Origin of the sequence: Bacillus sp. NMCC4 (assembly GCF_002998555.1) — a bacterium.
Lineage (GTDB): Bacteria > Bacillota > Bacilli > Bacillales > Bacillaceae > Bacillus.
Genome location: NZ_PVRA01000007.1, coordinates 15,522 through 35,440 on the forward strand (window position 1 = coordinate 15,522; position 19,919 = coordinate 35,440).

The 19,919-nt window shown below is 43.3% G+C and carries 19 protein-coding genes; 16 read left to right on the top strand and 3 right to left on the bottom strand.

All coding sequences use genetic code 11. The annotated features are described in order from the left end of the window. Window positions 1–88 precede the first annotated feature (88 nt). Entirely contained in the window at window positions 89–868 is a 780-nt protein-coding gene (locus tag C6Y02_RS14260; RefSeq protein WP_106031550.1) for a glucose 1-dehydrogenase, read from the top strand. A 20-nt stretch (window positions 869–888) separates the two neighbouring features. Here C6Y02_RS14260 and C6Y02_RS14265 read toward each other — a convergent pair whose 3' ends face one another. Further along, window positions 889–1,929: an acyltransferase family protein gene (locus C6Y02_RS14265; protein ID WP_106031551.1), complete on the bottom strand. Its 1,041-nt coding sequence runs from the start codon at window positions 1,927–1,929 to the stop codon at window positions 889–891. 210 nt (window positions 1,930–2,139) lie between these two features. Beyond that, window positions 2,140–3,132, bottom strand: coding sequence for an LLM class flavin-dependent oxidoreductase (locus C6Y02_RS14270; protein ID WP_034664251.1), 993 nt, complete (start codon window positions 3,130–3,132; stop codon window positions 2,140–2,142). Between the two features lie 435 nt (window positions 3,133–3,567). On the opposite strand from C6Y02_RS14270, the gene C6Y02_RS14275 reads away from it, so the two are divergent. From C6Y02_RS14275 to C6Y02_RS14345, 15 genes are all read left to right on the top strand, one after another. Beyond that, the gene (locus C6Y02_RS14275; RefSeq protein WP_034664249.1) at window positions 3,568–4,170 is read left to right on the top strand and encodes a TerD family protein; all 603 of its coding nucleotides are present in this window, start codon (window positions 3,568–3,570) and stop codon (window positions 4,168–4,170) included. Window positions 4,171–4,190: 20 nt separating this feature from the next. Further along, window positions 4,191–4,772: a TerD family protein gene (locus tag C6Y02_RS14280; protein WP_034664247.1), complete on the top strand. Its 582-nt coding sequence runs from the start codon at window positions 4,191–4,193 to the stop codon at window positions 4,770–4,772. 40 nt (window positions 4,773–4,812) lie between these two features. Continuing rightward, the gene (locus C6Y02_RS14285) at window positions 4,813–5,391 is read left to right on the top strand and encodes a TerD family protein (protein ID WP_034664245.1); all 579 of its coding nucleotides are present in this window, start codon (window positions 4,813–4,815) and stop codon (window positions 5,389–5,391) included. A 140-nt stretch (window positions 5,392–5,531) separates the two neighbouring features. Then, window positions 5,532–6,311, top strand: coding sequence for a TerC family protein (locus C6Y02_RS14290; RefSeq protein ID WP_034664243.1), 780 nt, complete (start codon window positions 5,532–5,534; stop codon window positions 6,309–6,311). A 94-nt stretch (window positions 6,312–6,405) separates the two neighbouring features. Continuing rightward, window positions 6,406–7,596, top strand: a complete 1,191-nt coding sequence (locus tag C6Y02_RS14295; RefSeq protein WP_106031552.1) for an HpcH/HpaI aldolase/citrate lyase family protein — start codon at window positions 6,406–6,408, stop codon at window positions 7,594–7,596. Continuing rightward, the gene (locus tag C6Y02_RS14300) at window positions 7,586–8,917 is read left to right on the top strand and encodes a phosphoribosyltransferase family protein (RefSeq protein WP_106031553.1); all 1,332 of its coding nucleotides are present in this window, start codon (window positions 7,586–7,588) and stop codon (window positions 8,915–8,917) included. The genes C6Y02_RS14295 and C6Y02_RS14300 overlap by 11 nt, the downstream gene beginning before the upstream one ends. Next, window positions 8,910–10,019 carry a cysteine protease StiP family protein gene (locus C6Y02_RS14305; protein WP_106031554.1) on the top strand — a complete coding sequence of 370 codons (1,110 nt, stop codon included), beginning with the start codon at window positions 8,910–8,912 and terminating at the stop codon, window positions 10,017–10,019. The genes C6Y02_RS14300 and C6Y02_RS14305 overlap by 8 nt, the downstream gene beginning before the upstream one ends. Further along, window positions 10,016–10,831, top strand: a complete 816-nt coding sequence (locus C6Y02_RS14310; protein WP_106031555.1) for an HAD family hydrolase — start codon at window positions 10,016–10,018, stop codon at window positions 10,829–10,831. The genes C6Y02_RS14305 and C6Y02_RS14310 overlap by 4 nt, the downstream gene beginning before the upstream one ends. A gap of 70 nt (window positions 10,832–10,901) precedes the next feature. Continuing rightward, on the top strand, window positions 10,902–12,518 hold the full coding sequence (locus C6Y02_RS14315; protein ID WP_106031556.1) for a YceG family protein: 1,617 nt from the start codon (window positions 10,902–10,904) through the stop codon (window positions 12,516–12,518). 14 nt (window positions 12,519–12,532) lie between these two features. Then, window positions 12,533–13,627 carry a toxic anion resistance protein gene (locus tag C6Y02_RS14320; RefSeq protein ID WP_003217200.1) on the top strand — a complete coding sequence of 365 codons (1,095 nt, stop codon included), beginning with the start codon at window positions 12,533–12,535 and terminating at the stop codon, window positions 13,625–13,627. 399 nt (window positions 13,628–14,026) lie between these two features. Continuing rightward, window positions 14,027–15,295 (top strand): glycine/proline betaine ABC transporter ATP-binding protein OpuAA, encoded by a 1,269-nt coding sequence (gene opuAA, locus C6Y02_RS14325; protein ID WP_034664221.1) that lies wholly within the window; start codon window positions 14,027–14,029, stop codon window positions 15,293–15,295. A gap of 10 nt (window positions 15,296–15,305) precedes the next feature. Then, window positions 15,306–16,151, top strand: a complete 846-nt coding sequence (opuAB, locus tag C6Y02_RS14330) for a glycine/proline betaine ABC transporter permease subunit OpuAB (protein ID WP_034664471.1) — start codon at window positions 15,306–15,308, stop codon at window positions 16,149–16,151. After that, window positions 16,151–17,032, top strand: coding sequence for a glycine betaine ABC transporter substrate-binding protein (locus tag C6Y02_RS14335; protein ID WP_034664219.1), 882 nt, complete (start codon window positions 16,151–16,153; stop codon window positions 17,030–17,032). The genes opuAB and C6Y02_RS14335 overlap by 1 nt, the downstream gene beginning before the upstream one ends. 106 nt (window positions 17,033–17,138) lie before the next feature. Next, entirely contained in the window at window positions 17,139–17,894 is a 756-nt protein-coding gene (locus tag C6Y02_RS14340; RefSeq protein WP_223256585.1) for an alpha/beta fold hydrolase, read from the top strand. A gap of 123 nt (window positions 17,895–18,017) precedes the next feature. Continuing rightward, on the top strand, window positions 18,018–18,740 hold the full coding sequence (locus C6Y02_RS14345) for an SDR family oxidoreductase (protein WP_106031557.1): 723 nt from the start codon (window positions 18,018–18,020) through the stop codon (window positions 18,738–18,740). A gap of 48 nt (window positions 18,741–18,788) precedes the next feature. Here the strand turns inward: C6Y02_RS14345 and C6Y02_RS14350 are convergent, their stop codons facing one another. Then, on the bottom strand, window positions 18,789–19,916 hold the full coding sequence (locus C6Y02_RS14350; protein WP_066031361.1) for a M20 peptidase aminoacylase family protein: 1,128 nt from the start codon (window positions 19,914–19,916) through the stop codon (window positions 18,789–18,791). Between the last annotated feature and the right edge of the window lie 3 nt (window positions 19,917–19,919).

Here is a 19,919-nt window from a genome sequence, read left to right on the forward strand (position 1 = left end):
GATTGCAGAGGGTTGTGTTTTTCTTTTTTTCAAAATGGGTAACCATTGTGTATCAACAAGATGAAGCACGTGATTGGGGGAAATGAAGATGTATCAAGATTTAAAAGGAAAAACAGCCATTGTCACAGGTTCTTCAAAAGGAATCGGACAAGCCATCGCATTACGATTTGGACAAGAGCAAATGAATGTGGTTGTGAACTATAAAGGCGATGAAGAGGGTGCTGAAGAAACGGTACAAGCCATTCAGCAGCGCGGAGGTCAAGCGGTGAAAGTACACGCAGATGTCTCCGAAGAGGAAGGAATTCAAGCCATCATGGATACAGCACTGGAGCATTTCGGTACAGTAGATGTGTTCGTTAATAATTCAGGCTTTAATGGCGAAGAAGCGATGCCGCATGAGATGACGCTTGAACAATGGCAAAAAGTCATTGATGTCAATATCACAGGCGCCTTTTTAGGAGCAAAGGCTGCGATCGCCTATATGATGGAGCATGACATCAAAGGGTCCATTTTAAATATATCCAGTGTCCATCAGGAAATACCGCGCCCGTTCAATGTTCACTATTCCACTTCCAAAGGTGGAATGAATATGATGACGAAGACGCTGGCTCTTGATTATGCGGAAGCAGGGATTCGGATCAATGCGATTGCACCAGGTACAATGGGAACCGAATCGAATGATGATTTGCAGGATGAACAGAAAAAACAAAAGCAGCTTGAAAAGATTCCGATGAGAGCCTTTGGCGAACCGAAGGAGATTGGGTCCGCCGCTGCATTCCTCGTATCTAAGGAAGCTTCGTATATCACAGGCACCACCTTATTTGTGGATGGAGGAATGACGCTTTATCCTTCTCAAATCAATGATTAATACAAAAAGCATCCGCCCGATCAGCCGGCGGATGTTTTTTGTTCGTAGCGGTGTGCTGTTTTGGCTGGTTTGCCGAGCAGCATCGGATACTTGCTCAGGAAGGAGATACACGGCACCATAAGCAGCAAAGTCCCGATCGTATAAAAGAGTGTCCAAGAGAGCTGCGCTGTATCCGCAATATTGATGCCAAGTCCATAATAAACAAATGCTTTCATAATATCGATGCCGGCAAACTGCAAGACAAGAATAACAATAGAATTTCGTCCGAGATACGTCAAAATAGGGGACGTTTTGAATTTAAAGCTTAAATAAATCACGGCAGCTGAACCGAGCAGTGCACATGCATAGAAAAGAAAGAGATCGCCATAGTCGTTAACGCGCATATCGACCCGTGAATTCAAGCTTTGCATGTAAGCCGTCAGTACAAGCAGACCTGTACATAGAAGAAGGGTTGGATCTGTTTTTAATTCCACAAACCATTGCTTTGCCAAAAATCCAATTGAATAAAACACAACAGCCGTCAAGGCGACATTGGCATTCCAAGGAAGACTTTGGTCTAAAAGCAATGTAGAGGCATATCCAGCACCTCCGCAAAAAACGGTCAGTAAGATCAGGACAGCAGGTTTCCCTTTTGTCAGACGGTGCATAAAGAAAAATATAATTTCCACTAAAAAGAGCGTCGTTAAAAACCAGATGGCTGGGTTATGCGTGAGTCTAGCTTCATCTGCATTGGATATAAAAATACCTGTAAACGGAACGAAAGGGTCAATATCCGTTTGTCCCTTAAAGGCAAAAAAACGAGTAACGGAGAACCAGAAAACATACGTAATGATGGAGAAATAGAGATAGGGTAAGAGTAAGCTCTTGGCTTTCTTCTGAATAAATGACAGAGCAGGGTGTGAGGATGATCGAAACATCATGCCTGATAGTAAAAAGAAAAGCGGCATATGAAAAGAGTAAATGAATTGCTTTAACGAATCTGGAATGGGCACATGCGCCATGACCACGAGCAAAATGCCAATTCCTTTAGCCGCATCGACCCAATCGAGTCTCTTTTTCATGGTCTGTCATCTCCTTCCTTCAAGCGTCGTAAACGATTCTTTAATGTGTACCTCTACTATATAAAAGGTACACCCCTTATGCGTTTACAGTTCGCTAACGATTAGAAGACACATTTGCGATCAGATGACAGACGGAAGGATTTTGACATCTTGATGTTACATTTCCCATTTTTTATGACAATGTAAAAAAAGAAGCCAAGGGGATTGGCTTCAAAATAATTCTGCGATTCGTTTGAAGGAGCGCTGTTTTTCTATCGGATCAAAAGAATTGTTTAGAATCATGATGTCATCCGTTTGATAGCGATCCATCAAGCTAAGTAATTGCTCTTTCACCGTTGCTTTTGAGCCGACAATCATCCGCTGGCGGTTTTGTAACACTTTTTTCTTTTCCTGCGTGGTGTAGTGATAGGCACTGGCTTCTTCTATAGAAGGTACGCGGCTGTCCAGTCCTTTTTCAACACGCAGCAGCCATAAATCTGTACTGCTGGCGATCCGGTCGGCCTCTTCATCTGTTTCACCACAGATGACAAAAACGGCAAACATAGCGTGCGGCTGCGTGGAAAAGACAGATGGAGAAAAGTGAGACCGATACGTCTCAAATGCTTGTTTGCCGCGTGCAGGGTGGATAAAGTGACCAAAAATATAGTTGATCCCAAGCTCCGCCGCCTGCATGGCACTATTTTCTCCTAGACCAAGCAGCCAAACCGGCGGATGAGCATCGACAAGCGGAGAAGCTTTGACTCCTGCATGCGGGTGCCCAGAAGGCAGGCTGTCTGATAAGTAATATAGAAGATCCTTCAGCTGGCGGTCAAACTGAGACAGGTCTTTATGCACGCCGTCCGTCAAAGCCAGTCTCGTCCTTTCAATCCCGCCCGGAGATTTGCCGACACCGATTTCAATTCGTCCAGGATAAAGAGCCTCAAGCTGCCGCGTGACCTCTGCTACTTTAAAGGGGCTGTACTGCGGGAGTAAAATGCCGCCAGACCCGGTACGTAAGGTCGATGTATGAGCGGCAATATGAGCCATTAATATTTCAGGTGCTGTACTAGCGAGCCCTCTTGTGCTGTGGTGTTCAGCAAACCAATAACGCTCATAACCAAGAGTTTCCGCAAGCTGAGCCAGCTGCGTTGTGTGAATCAATGTCTCTTGGGCTGTCTGACCTTTAGGAATAGCGACTTGATCTAATATGTGAAGTGATGGCATCATCAACATCCTTTCATCGACACGGTCAATGTTCTTCATCTCAAGTATAAAGAAATCCATGAATAGAAGGAAACGAAAGGGTTTATCTCTCGATCGCAAGCTTTTATATTTTCTATATCAACATATAAAACTAAGTGAAATGCCGCCTACACTTCGTTCATTCAGCTAGAGCTGCTTACCGGGAACATTCGACAATGTTTCACATGAAACACTTCATTTACGACATGAACCATTTTCAACATGGATCTTTCGTTAAAAAAATATCATCTGTTTGAAACCTATCTTGAACATAGATCGTATATACTAGTAAATAGAAAAAAGAGTAAGAGGCTCCAATGTCATATCATGAATTTTGTCGAATTTTCATGTATGATAATTTTAATAGGGTCCATCGCTTAATAAATAGATTTTTATTATGCTGGAGGAGTGATTGATTTGGCGATTACATTAGAAAAAGGTCAACGTATTGATTTAACAAAAGGCAAAGCAGGGCTAACGAATATTCTTGTTGGACTTGGCTGGGACCCTGTATCACAAGGCGGCGGATTTTTAGGAAAGCTGTTTGGCGGCGGAGGCGGCGCTGATGTTGATTGTGATGCTTCAGTGCTCATGCTGAAAAATGATAAGTTTACGGAAAATAAAGATTTGATTTATTTTGGCAACTTGAAAAGCAAATGCGGCAGTGTCGAGCATACAGGTGACAACCTAACTGGTGAAGGAGACGGAGATGATGAACAAGTCCTCGTCAACTTGAGCAAGGTGCCAGGCAATGTGAATAAATTGGTGTTTGTTGTGAACATCTATGATGCACTAAGAAGAAATCAACATTTTGGTATGATTCAAAATGCGTACATTCGCATCGTGGATCGTTCAAACAATCAAGAATTAGTGAAATATAATTTAAAAGATGAGTATGCAGGGAAAACATCGTTAATCGTTGGAGAGCTTTATCGTCATGAGAATGATTGGAAGTTTGCGGCTGTTGGAAACGGTACAAATGATGCGAAGCTTGCCGATATTACGAGAAACTATATTTAATCAGAAGGGAGAGATTCCTAGTGGGAATTTCTTTAGCGAAAGGTCAAAAAATTGATTTAACAAAAACGAATCCAGGTTTAACAAAAGTGGTCGTCGGTCTTGGCTGGGACGTCAATAAGTATGACGGCGGACATGACTTTGATCTAGACGCAAGTGTATTTCTTTTAGATGCAGCAGGTAAGGCAAGCTCTCCATCGGATTTTGTCTTTTACAATCAAACAACTGGCGGTGGCGGCAGTGTCGTACATACAGGCGATAACCGCACTGGTGAAGGAGACGGAGATGACGAGCAAGTCAATATCGACTTATCAGCTGTACCAGCGAGTATTGAGAAGATTTCATTTGTCATTACGATTCATGATGCGGAAGCGCGCAGTCAAAATTTCGGACAAGTAACGAACGCATATGTGCGTATTTTAAATGCGGCATCAAATGAAGAACTCATTCGCTACGATTTGGCAGAGGACTTCTCCATCGAGACAGCGATTATTGTAGGTGAATTATACCGTCATGGCGGGGAATGGAAATTCTCAGCTGTCGGATCGGGCTATCAAGGCGGACTTGCCCGCATTGCAACGGACTTCGGTTTAGATATCGGGTAACGGCTAGTTTCATATTTTCAAAGACAGGAGAGGTACGAATATGGCGATTCAGCTTTCAAAAGGACAACGTGTCGATTTAACAAAAACCAACCCAGGGCTGACGAAAGTGATGATCGGTCTTGGCTGGGATACGAATAAATATTCTGGTGGAGCCGAATTTGATTTGGACGCTTCGGCTTTCTTAGTCGATGCAAACAATCGTTGTCAGCAAGACACAGATTTTGTCTTCTATAATAACCTTCAGCACCCAAGCGGCAGTGTCACTCATACAGGTGATAACCGGACGGGCGAAGGAGATGGAGATGATGAGCAAATTCTCGTTGATTTCTCAAAAATTCCTGCTAACATTGATCGTATCGGAATTACAGTTACGATTCATGATGCAGAGACGCGCAGCCAGAATTTTGGACAAGTCTCTAATGCGTTTGTTCGTGTTGTAAATGAAGAGGGCGGGGAAGAATTGATTCGCTTTGATTTAGGGGAAGACTTCTCAATTGAAACAGCTGTTGTGGTATGTGAGTTGTACCGCCACGGAAGCGATTGGAAGTTTAACGCCATCGGAAGCGGATTCTCTGGCGGACTTGCAGCTCTTTGTCAAAATTATGGGTTAGAAGTGTAAACGATAGAAACAAATCGATTCAAGTGGCGCTGCCAATGACTCATATGAGGGCCTTTTCCAAAGTGAGAAAGAAACAGCGGTCAAGAATAACAGCAGGCGAAAGCCTGCTGATGCTTCTACACTTATAGGAGGAAAACCAGTTGGATATTTTGAAACATATGTTGGACACGTATGCCTCGTTTTTTGATTGGCATATGTGGGCAGAGGTATTAACAAACCCTGTCTCTTGGGGGCTCATTGGGACCCTTGTTGTGCTTGAAGGATTGTTATCAGCAGATAACGCGCTTGTATTAGCTGTCATGGTGAAACATTTACCAGAAAAGCAGCGTAAAAAGGCATTAACCTACGGATTAATTGGCGCTTATTTCTTCCGTTTTCTATTCATTGGCGTAGGGATGCTGCTTATTAAGTTCTGGTGGATTAAGGTCCTCGGAGCTGCATATTTAGCATGGCTTGTCATTAAGCACTTCTGGTTAGGTGACGGCGATGACGAAGCGAAGGAATTGAAAAAAGAAGGCTGGATGGTTCGTGTATTTGGCGTGTTCTGGGCAACCGTTATTTCTGTGGAAATTATGGACCTTGCCTTCTCGGTGGACAGTATTCTTGCGGCATTCGCTGTATCTGAGGAAGTATGGATTCTGCTATTAGGCGGAATGCTTGGAATTCTCATGATGCGTACAGTGGCACAGTTATTCCTTGTCCTCATTGACCGTATTCCAGAGCTTGAGAATACAGCGTTTATTCTCATTGGAATTATTGCCATCAAAATGGGCTTAAGTGCTGCTCATATTGAAATTCCGCATGTCGCATTCTTTGCAATTATTATCCTAGCATTTATCGGGACGTTTATTGTTCATAAAATCAATAAGAAGAAACATCAAGATGTGACAAACGAAGCTGCGGCTTCAAAAGAAGAATAGGACGATCAAAAAGGAATGGAGTTGACCAGCGGCTCCATCCTTTTTTGAATCATCAGGTCATTTATTTTCTCTAAACAACAGGAGGTGGCACAGCATGCGGTATTTTCGATTTTTATCAGAGGCGAGGCAGCACGATCTTTTTTTCAAGCGGCCAGGGGCGATGCATTCACTGACACCGAGGCATGTACTTGCGCATGCATTAGGTGCTACTTTGTATATGCCTGCTACAAGACAAGATATAGCAGATATGCTGCTGTCGCAGAAATATGAAGCGCTTTGCTCTGTTGTATTTTGCTTGGAGGATGCCATCGGTGATCAAGAAGTGGACATGGCCGAACAGAATCTAGTGACACAATTGGCCAGTCTCAAAGAGAAAGTAACGCATGCTCCTGAAACGGCTGAACAATTGCCTCTTTTATTTATTCGAATTCGTTCGCCGAAACAGCTGCTTAAAATGGCAGACTTGCTCGGTTCCTCTCTTCAATTACTTACCGGTTTTGTGTTCCCGAAGTGTTCAGTTCATAATGCGAAGGATTTTTTGGACAGTCTGAAACAGGCATCGTCCCAAACGCGGACAACACTTTATGGGATGCCCATTTTGGAAACACCCGATTTATTAGAAAAAGAAATAAGATATACGGTGTTGTCTGAGTTAAAGCAGATCTTGCTGAATGATGAAGAATATATTTTGAATATTCGCATTGGGGCAACGGATCTTTGCGGTTTGTACGGTATTCGCCGTGATCGTGACACGACCATCTATGAGATCAAATTGATTGCAGATTTAATCACAGATATCATCAATTATTTTGGGCGTTCCTTTGTAATTTCTGGGGCTGTGTGGGAGCATTTTGGCCCTGCTCGAAAGGAACAAAAGCCATTCATCCGTGCGCTTTCTCATAGGAGCGGTGAACCGTCTTTATCTGAATTTGATGACGTACAAGGTTTACTCAAGGAGACAAAACTCGATGTCGCTAACGGCATTCATGGAAAGACGGTCATTCATCCAACACATCTTAAGCCGGTGCAAAGCATGTATGTTGTGACGAAGGAAGAGTATATGGATGCATTAAGCATTCTTGAACATGCAGACGGCACAGTTGGCGTAATGAAGAGTACCTTCTCTAATAAAATGAATGAAACGAAGCCGCATTACCGGTGGGCAGAGCACATTTTAATTAAGTCAGATATTTACGGGGTGTTTCATGAAAATAGAAGCTATATCGACATACTCAAAGAAGCAGAAGCCGCATACGCTGAGCATCTTGGAACATATGGAAGTTGAGCTTGATCTCAAAGAAGGTGCGCTTCAGCTGGAAAAAGAGCATCTTTTTGACATGGCAGCAAGAGTGAACAAAAAAAGAGCCTTTTTATTCGTTAGTAAGGTGCTCGGTAAGCACATTCCTGTTCATCCAGTAAAACCGCTTCTTGTCTCGGGTCTTTTAGCCATGGCATATGCCCAAGAGCAAACAGGCAAGACATCTCCGCATCAAGACCTTTTAGTAGAAGCACTCAAGACGGATGACCACACGGCATTAACTAAAGCCTACGAAGCACTCAAAAAAGAGAACCTTTCATCAGGAAAACAGCCGATCGTGATCGGCTTTGCAGAAACAGCAACAGCACTGGGTCATGGTGTGTATGACGTAATAGAAGGAGCATCTTACATCCATACGACACGTGAACAGCTGCTGGATCTTGATCCTTCATTGGTATTTGAAGAAGAGCATTCGCATGCAACGGATCAGCTTTGTTATGCAGACGAAGCATTACTTCGCACAGACCGTCCCATCGTGCTAGTAGATGATGAAGTCACGACAGGCCGTACGAATATCAATATCATTCGGGACCTTCATGCAAAGCATCCGCGGCATTCTTACACGATTCTTTCTATTTTGGACTGGCGGACTGAGGAGCACGAGAAAGCCATGTGTGAGCTTGAAGAGGAGCTTGGTATTCACATCACATCATTGTCTTTATTAAAAGGGCAAATGGTCTTTCGGGGCAAAACGCTGGATAAGCCAGCTTATTCGTATGAGATTGCTGAGCAAAAGGATCTGCCAAGTCTCTCTGTTCACTCTCTTCAATCTTTCTTTAAGCACGAGCCGTATGCACTTTCTCATGCAGCAAATTCGGCAGGTCATTCGCCATATATACATGAAACGGGCCGTTTTGGTTTAAACGCAGCAGATACGGCAGCCATCGACCAAGCAGCTGCAGAGGCTGGGCTGAAACTGAAGAAGGAACGCAAAGGAAAGCAGACACTTTGTTTAGGAACAGGTGAGCTGATGTATGTGCCGATGAGACTGGCTGCACATATGGGAGAAGGCGTTCTCTTTCATTCAACGACGAGAAGCCCAATTCACCCTGTTGAAAAGGATGGATACGCTGTTCAAAATGGGTTTACCTTTGTGAGTCCAGAGGATGCCCGAATTCAGCACTACGTGTACAACATACCAAAAGATCAATACGATGATGTATTTCTCTTTTTTGAGAAAAAGGTCTCTCAGGAGGCATTGCGTCCGCTTGTTCACTTATTTGCCGAGCGGCATGTGAAGCATGTGCATATTGTGACTTTATCAGACGAGGTGAAGGTGAATGGCTAATGTGTATACAAAGATGGGAAGCTATCCAGAGCAGGATGTAACCTTCTTACTCAAAGATTTATCATCCATTGAGATGGAGAAAAGTACAGAAGAGCGGGAGCGTTCGATTCAGAGCGGTGCGCATTATTCAGAAATGCTGCCGATTGAGTATAAACCAACGGAATCTTATATGGATTTATTCTATCAATCTCTGAAAGAAAGTAAGGAAAAGGTAGCAGAAGCAGTAGCTGTGGTAGCAGAACAGATTGTGAAAAAGCGAGGCTTCCAAACGGTTCTTTGCAGTTTGGCTAGGGCGGGAACGCCGATCGGGGTGCTCATCAAACGATATATTCGAAAGACATATGGTCTTGAACTGCCTCATTACAGCATCTCTATTATTCGTGACCGAGGAATAGATGAGAATGCGCTGCATTATATGCTCAAAGAACATCCGGGCTTTGAGATTGCCTTTATTGATGGATGGACCGGAAAAGGTGCGATTTCGAGAGAGCTCCAAAAAGCTGTGATTGATTTTGAAAGAAAGTATGATATTCGTCTTTCTAGTGAACTGGCTGTACTAGCTGATCCAGGCTATTGTACAAATGTCTACGGAACGAGAGAGGACTTTCTCATTCCAAGTGCCTGCTTGAATTCGACGGTATCTGGACTTGTCAGTCGAACGGTACTAAACAACCGCTGGATCAGTGCCGATGATTTCCATGGGGCGAAGTATTATGAAGAGCTGCTTGATGAGGATGTGTCCAATCTGTATGTGGATACAATTGAAGAAGCATTTTCTAGCCTCGAACCAAATGTACGAGAGAAAGCAGAGACCATCCTCACACAGGGAATGCCTGCGGACTGGCGGGGGATGGCGTCCATTGAAGCGATCGGTCAGGAGTTTCACATTGAAAATACCCATTTGATTAAGCCAGGTGTTGGTGAGACGACCCGTGTGCTGCTTAGAAGAATCCCTTGGAAAATCCTGATTCAGCCGGGGTCTCAGGAGAAGCTGAAGCATATTTTGCTTCTGGCAGAGGACAGAGGCGTTCCTGTCATTGAATATGCCAATATGTCCTATACGTGCTGTGGACTTATTCGTCCGATGGAACAGACGTCATGAAGACATGTGCGTTTGCCAGTGATTTAGACCGGACACTGATTTACTCACATCGAGTGCTGGACCAGTATGAGTATGAAGGAGATTATGATTTAGTTGAGGTGCTGGACGAACGACCGCTTTCCTATATGTCGGTTGAAACGAAAACATCCTTGCAGACAATCCATCAATTGGGCTGGTTCATTCCAGTGACGACAAGAACGACTGCTCAGTATGAACGGATCACCTTCTTTCAGCAAAAGCTCCAACCGGAGTATGCCGTCACGACAAATGGGGGCTGTATCCTTCATCACGGCAAGCCGCTTGAGGATTGGCAGGCCATCGTTGATGAGAGGCTCAAAGCGTGTATGTCAGTCAGAGAGATGCTAAGAGCCATCTCCGACCTTCCAGTTGCGGCATGGGTGAAGCGTACCCGGACAGCAGAGGGGAAATTTCTTTATTTGATTATGAAAGATGAGTATTTGTCTCACATTCCACTTGCTGAATTGAAGCTGTGGGGCGAGGAGAGAGGCTGGCAGGTTTCTCTTCAAGGACGGAAGCTTTATTTTATTCCGGAGCCGCTCAATAAGTGGGATGCTGTTGCTTTTTTAAAGGAACGGCTGGAGCTTGAATATGTATATGGTGCAGGCGATTCCCTTTTAGATGCAGGTCTTATTCGTCAGGCGGATATGGGCTTTGCCCCGAGGCATGGGGAAGTGCTTGACTTTGACCCATTACTTGAGCCGACAGCAGCATCTGGCATGGCAGCAGCAGATGAAATCACCGCTTGTGTCATGAAGCAGATGACGACCGTAAAAAAGCCTTCGATTCGATAGCAGAAGTAGAAGGGTGAATGATATGATAGTAGTAGCTTTCGAGAAAATATAGGAGAAAGGAAGGAGCGGCGTGAGTTATAAAGAAATCGATGTCAACCATACACGGGCGGAGCAGGAAGCCTGGAAAAACGTGCTGAAAAAGCCGCTCCCTGAAAGAGACGGTTATGTAAAGGACGAGCATACATTGTCCTTGCCGCGTCTCGCCGCCCGGGTCCTTGGAACTCCGCATGATGCAACCGATTATTTTATTTATTTACATGAATTATATGAAACAGATGGCGTTCATATTTTAAGTGAAACGCTCAATCGTCATATTGAGCCGGAGCATTTTCAAGCGCTTCAACGCATTCATTTGATTAACCAAGAAGAAAAGGGATTGTCCGTGAATCGCTTTGTGGCTTTTTTAGATGGTGAACAGCTGATTGTACGCCATCCAAACCCTGTGATGAACCGGCATATCCGCCTTTCATTGATCAAGGTGTTTGAGCATTTCAAACAGATGCATGAGGGTGGATTTCAGCATCCCGATTTCCGCCGGGTTCTGCTGGATGTAGTGAAGTTTTCAAATAATCATCTAGGTCCATGGCTGAAGGAAGTCAATATAGAAGAAAAAATGCCGGCTGTCATTTGGTATGGAGAGGCGAATAAAAGTCAGCTTTATTTTCTTTACTATGTCATGCTGATTGGCTGTGATGTTGTGCTATTTCATCCAGAGGGCGAGGATTCGTTCCGCGAATTAGATCCAGAAGAAAAGCTGACTTTTATTGATCAGTATCCGGGAAATTCAAAGCTTGAACCGTTCCCTACTGAAAAGCCTGAGAGGAAATCAACGGTGGCGTACCGCTCGACAAGAGAGCTTGAAGAGGTGCTCCACACGGAAGATTCAATGCTGTATAAGCCGTGGCAATTCAGAGATCATACCCCTCATTCCATTACGCTGAAGACAACGTATGATGAGCTGTTTTTAATTGCAAAGGAACGTTCCTTTATTCGCCCTAATTTTCAAGCAGACCGGGACACGATACAGATTCCGAATCTCTTTGCGAAAATGATGGGGATCACACGAGACAAGCGTGAATACTGGGATCGTATCCATACGTTAATGGAAGGGAAAGAGACGAAGACCATTCGCCATTTTCCTTTTACGAAAGAAGTGTCTTCGAATTATCAATTTCATTATCAGCATGCCCTTTCTTCTGCTGGAGAGATTGATCCTGAATTATTAATGAAAAGCAATGTATGGCAGTTTTCTCATCTATATGAGGGCGCGCAGCGTGCGATAGCAGAGGCGATATCTCGAATCTGTCAGAATCCAAAGCTATTAAAAGAAGGCAATGAGACCGAATTAGATGTCCGTATTTATTTATTCAAACAGATACTGCATATCGGCCAGGAGCTCATTGAACTCATTCAAACCTTTGATTATGCACAAACCGTACCGAAAGTGATTTTATACCATACGGAATATAATGGTGAGCTGACTCGTTCTGATGCGGCTGCCCTCATTTTCCTAAACGAAATGGGGGTGGATCTCTTCGTGTATCATCCGGCGGGATACCAGTGTATCGAGCGGTATATAGATGACCAATTATTTGATACCCATTGGCTTGATGAGATGGTCATGAATCAGGAGTTTAAAGAGCCATCCATCGTCAGAAAGTTATTTCAATCCATTAAAAATCGATAAGGAGATCAAAACTTATGACAAATACAAACGGAAATGACATCATTTCAATTGATAAAGAGGAAATCTCCATTGAGAAGGCAGACGATATCCGCGTTCAGCTTCGAAATGAACCAGAAGTGCAAAATATTGCGAGACAGATCGATGCGAAAAATCAGCTGGAGCTGCTTGAATACGGAAAGCAGCCGGCCGTTGAAATCTCTAAGTTCTCTGATCGTATTCTTTCGATGATGCGTTCAACAAGTGTCACTGACTCAGGAACGATGCTGACGCAGCTTGGAAAAATTATGGATCGTTTTGATAAAAATGATTTTGACGAGCCAAAGGGTGGTTTGTTATCAAAAATCTTTAAACGCGGCGGCAGCATGATTGAAAAGATTTTCAGTAAATATCAAACGCTAGGTGCAGAGATTGAAAAAATTAATGTAGAAATCAGTAAATATAAAGACGAAATGACCAAATCGACTGTGACGCTTGAAGAAATGTATGAGCATAACATTCAATACTATATGGAGCTTGAAAAGTATGTTGTTGCAGGTCAAATGAAAATCGAAGAATTAAAGCAATTGGTTCCTTCTTATGAAGAAAAAGCGGCTAGTGGAAACCAGCTGGCACAAATGGAGCTTGATACACTTCGTAACGGCATTCAAGCATTGGAAGAGCGTGTATATGACCTTGATATGGCACGGATGGTGGCTCTTCAAACGGCACCGCAAATTCGTTTGCTGCAGCGTGGGAATACGAAATTAATCGGTAAAATCAACTCAGCGTTCATCATCACCATTCCAATTTTTAAAAATGGGATCATTCAAGCTGTTACAGCGAAAAGACAAAAGCTTGTGGCTGATTCAATGAGTGAGCTGGATAGAAGAACAAATGAAATGCTGAAACGAAATGCTGAAAACATCTCAAGTCAAAGTGTGGAGATTGCCAAATTGTCTGGACGTCCAAGTATCGACATTGAAACGATCGAATCTTCCTTTAATACGATTGTACAAGGGATGAAAGAGACGAAACAGATCGAAGAAGAAAACAAACGATTACGCGAAGATGGAACAAAACGTATGCTTGAATTGCAAGATAATATTAAGCGGGCTGCCCTAGAGTCCTAAAAAATAAGCTGTCTGTAACTAAAGTTGCAGGCAGTTACTCATGAATTTTATTGAAATTTGAAGAAAAAAGGTTTTTATGTGACCATTTTCGGGTAAATCCTGTTCAGGGGAATGGTTCGCCCATGTTTGAAAAAGTCCGCTATGGTGAGGATTCGAGTTATTTTTTAGCACAATTAGGAATTTCCAGTAAAATATTGTCTGATGAGAGGAAATACCCCGTAAAATATGTAGTTTATGAAGCATTCTATAGGATTTACGAGTAATACGGCGTATAAACTCTAATCACCAGACCTCTATATGGAATTCATACATATTGTGCGGAAATAAGCGAATTCTAAAGATTGTTCGCATCATAACGCTTATGTTACGGTTATAAAGATGCTAATTTGGAGGGAAAATATGAATTCTGAAGAGAGAACTATCAAAATCAAGATAAATAATGTATCTAAAATTTTCGGTAAAAATGCTAAAAAAGCATCTCAAATGCTTGGAAAAGGGAAAACAAAAAGAGAGATCCTAAAAGAGACCGGCGCAACAGTTGGTGTCAATCGAGCAAATTTTGATGTGTATGACGGCGAGATATTTGTCATCATGGGGCTATCAGGGAGCGGAAAGTCCACACTTGTGCGGCTGCTAAATAGGTTAATCGAACCAACCTCCGGAGAAATATTTATTGATGGGGATATGATAACAAATATGTCAAAGGATCAATTGCGTGAAGTCAGACGGAAAAAGATCAGCATGGTCTTCCAAAACTTCGCATTGTTCCCCCACCGTACGATTCTTGAGAACACAGAGTACGGTCTTGAATTACAAGGTGTAGACAAAGAAGAACGCCGCTCAAAAGCGCTTGAATCCTTAAAGCTTGTTGGACTTGAAGGCTTTGAAGAACAGTACCCAAACCAATTAAGTGGCGGGATGCAGCAGCGTGTTGGATTGGCACGTGCATTAGCAAATGACCCTGACATTTTATTAATGGATGAAGCTTTCAGCGCACTCGATCCATTAATTCGTAAAGATATGCAGGATGAATTGCTTGAGCTTCATACATCTGTAGGAAAAACGATCATTTTCATTACCCATGATTTAGATGAGGCGCTTCGGATTGGCGACCGCATTGTGCTCATGAAGGACGGAAATATCGTTCAAATCGGAACACCAGAAGAAATCCTGATGAACCCATCGAATGAATATGTTGAACGTTTCGTTGAAGATGTCGACCTTTCTAAAGTATTAACCGCTGGTCATATTATGAAACGTGCAGAAACAATTCAGATCGACAAAGGGGCACGTGTTGCGCTCACGCTCATGAAAAACCTTGGGATTTCGTCTATCTATGCAGTAGATAAGAAAAAGCATTTATTAGGTGTTATTTCTGCACAAGCAGCGAAAAAGGCGGCAGAAATGGGAGCGTCGCTTGAAACAGTTCTCGATAAAGAATTCACGACAGTATTGGAATCTACGTATTTGACAGAAATCTTTGACGCAGTATCTGATGCAGCAAACATTCCGATTGCCGTTGTCGATGAGAAAAACAGAATGAAGGGTATTGTGGTCAGAGGTGCATTAATTGGTGCGTTATCAGGTAATGATGAGTATATCAACATGTCTTCTAACAAACTTGAGGAAATTAAAACACAAGAGCCTTCTGCACAGGAGGTAGAATAAGATGTTTAGTATGAGTGATTTACCTAGAATTCAGTTCGCGGATTACATTGATCGATTTGTTGACTGGTTAACATTAACGTTTGGTGGTTTCTTTGATGGCATCACAAATGGATTAGCAGGCACAGTAAATGGAATTGTGGCAGCACTTGGTGTGATTCCATCTATTATTTTAACCCTTATTTTTGCCGGCATTGCCTGGTGGATCAGTACAAGAGGAGTTGCTCTTTTCACACTTATTGGATTTTTGCTGATCGACTATTTAGGCTACTGGCATCCAATGCTACAAACACTTGCGCTCGTTTTGACAGCTGTGGTCATTTCCATCGTGATCGGGGTTCCGATCGGTATTTGGGCATCACAGAAGGAAACTGTGCGTAAGATTGTAACACCTATTTTAGATTTAATGCAGACAATGCCTGCATTCGTTTATCTTTTACCAGCAATCTTCTTCTTTAACATTGGCGTTGTGCCTGGGGTTGTGGCATCAGTTATTTTCTCCATGCCGCCAACGATTCGTATGACGATTCTCGGTATTAAACAAGTACCAGCTGATTTAATTGAAGCAACAGAAGCATTTGGTTCAACGACATTCCAGCGTTTATTCAAAGTTCAGCTTCCACTTGCAACAAAAACCATCCTAGCTGGTATTAACCAAAGTATCATGCTTGCTCTATCAATGGTCGTCATTGCGGCAATGGTAGGTGCTCCAGGACTTGGTTCGGAAGTATATAGTGCGGTAACGCAGCTGAAAACAGGAATTGGTTTTGAAGCAGGTATTGCCATTGTGATTGTGGCGATTACACTCGACCGTATTACACAAAACATTAAAACGAAAAAAACCAGGGGGAATGCTTAATGTGGAAAAAGTCTCTCTACATTGGGATGACCGCCCTGCTTGTCTTTTTACTAGCCGCTTGTGGCGTGAAGTCAGATTCAAATGCGAGTGCAGCACAGCAGGTGAATAAAACCATTATCGGCATTGATCCGGGTTCAGGGATTATGGCGCTAACGGATCAAGCGAAAAAGGATTACGGCTTAGAGGATTGGACGGTTGTGTCTGCATCAAGTGCAGCTATGACCGCAACGCTCAAGAAATCTTACGACCGTAAAAAGCCAATTATTATCACTGGCTGGAATCCACACTGGATGTTTACTCGCTATGATTTAAAATATTTAGAGGATCCAAAGAAATCTTACGGTGAAGCGGAAGAGATTCATACGATTTCACGTAAAGGTTTTGCAAAAGATCAGCCGGAAGCAGCCAAAATGCTTAGTCAATTTAAATGGTCTCAAGATGACATGGGCGAAGTCATGATGGATATCCAAGATGGTATCAATCCAAAGGATGCCGCCGTTAAATATGTGAAAAAACATAAAGACCAAGTAGCGAAATGGACAAAAGGCGTGAAAAAGTCGAATGGTGACAAAGTCAATCTTGCCTACGTTGCGTGGGATAGTGAGATTGCAAGTACCAATGTCGCTGCAGAAGTACTGCGTGAGCTCGGATTTGAAGTGACCTTGACTCAGGTGGAAGCAGGTCCGATGTGGACAGCAATTGCAACTGGAAGTGCAGATGCATCGTTATCTGCTTGGCTGCCAAATACGCATAAAACGTATGCAGCGAAGTTTAAAGGGAAATATGATGATCTAGGCACAAGTATGAAAGGTCTTCGCATGGGGCTAGTTGTTCCGACATATATGAAGAACGTCAACTCGATTGAGGATTTGAAAAAATAGCCTATAGTGATGAGGTTCCCTTATAATAGAAGGGAGCATATGAAAAAGCAGTCTGCTCAAAAAGCGGCTGCTTTTTTCTTATATAAGGATGGTGGACGAGTTGTCGATGATGGATAAGCCAATCATGATTTTCCTGCATGGCGGAGGAGTCAGCAGCTGGATGTGGCAGGAGCAGATGGAAACATTCAAGGAAGCGTATGAATGCTATACGCCTGATCTGATTGGTCACGGGACAAGAGCAAATGAACAGTCATTTTCCATGCGAGAAAGCGCTCTTGAAGTCATCTCGTGGTTCAAGCAGCATGCGCACGGCCGTAAAGTGATACTCATTGGATTCTCTCTAGGTGCCCAGGTTGCCGTTGAAGTGTTATCGAATGAGCCTGATATCGTAGACATAGCCGTCATCAACAGCGCTCTTGTGATGCCGCTGCCATGGCTTTACTTGATGGTGAGACCTCTTTTACCTCTTACGTATCCATTATTAAAGAAAGATTGGTTTATCCAGCTCCAAGCTGAAAAGATGGGGCTTCCAAACGATGTACTGAATGACTATGCGGCGGATTCGAAGAGTTTGCAGAAGAAAACCCTTCTGACGATGTTTCAAGAAAATCTCCATTACAAGCTCCCAGACACGTTTCAACAAGCGAAGGCACGGATTCTTGTCACAGTGGGAGAAAAGGAAAAAGGTATCATGAAACGGTCAGCAAAGAAAATAACGACATCACATCCGAAGGCAACAGGTGTCGTCGTTCCTGATATTGGACATACATTTACGTTTGAAAAGAAAGAACTGTTTATTGATATGATTCAATCCTTTATAGAAGAGCGTGCGTTACCAGTGGAATTAAAGGAAATCAAGTAGCCGAAAGTGAAGACAGGCATAAAAGAGGCAGTTAGATCTTAGAACCTATATGATATAGGCATAAAACGCTTACAGATGAGCTGCAGTCTGACTGAAAGCTCATGAGCCGTAGAAGGAGGAGCTATGAGTAAAAACTATATCATATTCGGTGCGAGTCAAGGCTTAGGGGATGCTTTTGTAAAAGGTCTTCCTTCAAGTGGAGATACAGTTTGGATTGTGTCGCGAAGTGAACCGAGCAGTTTGAACATAGATGACGGTGTACATAGAATTTGGCTGAAAATTGATTTATCAAGCCAAACCCACATCCCTTTTATGCTCGAAGCATTGGAGAATAAAACCATTGATGTTCTCATCTATAACATTGGTTTATGGGAAAAACGAGGCTTTGAAGATGATTATTCATTCGATCACGATCAGCCAGAGGATATCGCTCATTTAATCAATGTGAATGTCACCTCTACGATTACTTACATCCAAGCACTGCTTCCGCACGTAAGGAAATCGGAGAATGGAAAAATCATCGTGATTGGCTCAACGACGGGACTAGATCATACAAACCTGCCGCAGGTTTCTTTTGTCGCTTCTAAATTTGGCCTGCGCGGAATTGTGAATGCACTGAGAGAACATGTGAGAAAAGATAAAATATCCGTCACCTGTATCAATCCAGGAGAGCTGGCGGCAGAGGTTCCATATGAAGATGGAGCCGAAAAAGCCATCACTCTATATGGTGAAACGAGAATCCCTGTACAGGATATTGTAGAGCTTGCGAGATGTGTGATTCATTTATCAAGGGTATCCTGTGTAAAAGAAATCAACGTCCCAGCCATGACAGATTTGAATGCATAATATAAAGCATACCACCCGTTTAAAGAAAAAACGGGTGGTTTTTTGATTTTATGATGAATGCTGCTGAAGGGTTTGATAGACAGCTTCCGTCAAGATCTCAATGCCGGTAAAGATAGCAGAGCGGTCGAATGTCATATATGGATGATGTAGACCGGGCTCTAGATCACAGCCTAAACCAAGCATCGTGGATTTGATATGCGGAACCTTTGCTGCATAAAAGTGAAAATCCTCTCCGCCTGTCGTGACGATCGGGGGATCGAGCTGCTCTTTGCCTAAAATCTGTTCAATGGCATTAGACATGATCTGGACAGCTTCCTCATTTAAGGTTGCGGCAGGCAGACGGTGATCGGTTGAAAGTGTAATGGAAGCGCCAAAGGCATCCGCTACAGCATGTACGGCTCTTTCAATTTCTTTTTCTAGTTCATCCATCACATCATTTGTTTGTGCCCTGACATCTAATGTAAAAGAAGCTTTGCCAGGGATGATGTTTGAACTGCCCCCGCCAGCATGTAGGTTGGTCATTTTTACAGAATGTGCAACTCTTGGGTCGACATGGATATGCGCGAGTCTCTGCACGAGGGTAGAAGCCACTTCAATGACGTTGACCCCAAGATGCGGGCGTGCACCGTGGGCTTCCTCTCCAATAATTGTGCCGATGTAATGATTACTCGATCCATGCAAAATTGCAGGTGCACAGCGTCCGTTTAATGTTTCTTGAATTGGGCGCACATGCACTCCGTATAAGTAATCAACGTCTGCTAACATACCTTTTTCAATCATTTTCAGCGCGCCGCCGCCTTTTTCCTCAGCAGGCTGAAAAATGAAGCGGATGGTGCCGTTCGGGAGCTCCTTTTCCTTTAATGCCATGAAGGCGCCGAGAGCCATTGTCATGTGTGCATCGTGACCACATGAATGATTGGGTTGAAACTCACCATCTACTTCCTGCCAAAGTGCATCAATATCGGCTCTCACAGCGACCACTGGTGCGCCTTCTCCAATTTCACCAATCACTCCTGTACAGTCGTCAAATGTTCGAGTCTTGCAGCCCATTTTTTTTAATATGCCTTCAAGATAAGCCGTCGTATTCGTTTCTTCCCAGCTTATTTCTGGGTGGGCGTGCAGGTGTTCAAAGATGTCTGTCACGGTCTGTTGCATTTCGTTTGTCAAAGTTGTCATGAG

Coding starts and splice junctions, on each gene's coding strand:
- C6Y02_RS14260 (WP_106031550.1), top strand. CDS start 89: ATGTATCAAGATTTAAAAGGAAAAACAGCCATTGTCACAGGTTCTTCA.
- C6Y02_RS14265 (WP_106031551.1), bottom strand. CDS start 1,929: ATGAAAAAGAGACTCGATTGGGTCGATGCGGCTAAAGGAATTGGCATT.
- C6Y02_RS14270 (WP_034664251.1), bottom strand. CDS start 3,132: ATGCCATCACTTCACATATTAGATCAAGTCGCTATTCCTAAAGGTCAG.
- C6Y02_RS14285 (WP_034664245.1), top strand. CDS start 4,813: ATGGCGATTCAGCTTTCAAAAGGACAACGTGTCGATTTAACAAAAACC.
- C6Y02_RS14295 (WP_106031552.1), top strand. CDS start 6,406: ATGCGGTATTTTCGATTTTTATCAGAGGCGAGGCAGCACGATCTTTTT.
- C6Y02_RS14300 (WP_106031553.1), top strand. CDS start 7,586: ATGGAAGTTGAGCTTGATCTCAAAGAAGGTGCGCTTCAGCTGGAAAAA.
- C6Y02_RS14305 (WP_106031554.1), top strand. CDS start 8,910: ATGGCTAATGTGTATACAAAGATGGGAAGCTATCCAGAGCAGGATGTA.
- C6Y02_RS14310 (WP_106031555.1), top strand. CDS start 10,016: ATGAAGACATGTGCGTTTGCCAGTGATTTAGACCGGACACTGATTTAC.
- C6Y02_RS14320 (WP_003217200.1), top strand. CDS start 12,533: ATGACAAATACAAACGGAAATGACATCATTTCAATTGATAAAGAGGAA.
- opuAA (WP_034664221.1), top strand. CDS start 14,027: ATGAATTCTGAAGAGAGAACTATCAAAATCAAGATAAATAATGTATCT.
- opuAB (WP_034664471.1), top strand. CDS start 15,306: ATGAGTGATTTACCTAGAATTCAGTTCGCGGATTACATTGATCGATTT.
- C6Y02_RS14335 (WP_034664219.1), top strand. CDS start 16,151: ATGTGGAAAAAGTCTCTCTACATTGGGATGACCGCCCTGCTTGTCTTT.
- C6Y02_RS14340 (WP_223256585.1), top strand. CDS start 17,139: ATGATGGATAAGCCAATCATGATTTTCCTGCATGGCGGAGGAGTCAGC.
- C6Y02_RS14345 (WP_106031557.1), top strand. CDS start 18,018: ATGAGTAAAAACTATATCATATTCGGTGCGAGTCAAGGCTTAGGGGAT.
- C6Y02_RS14350 (WP_066031361.1), bottom strand. CDS start 19,916: ATGACAACTTTGACAAACGAAATGCAACAGACCGTGACAGACATCTTT.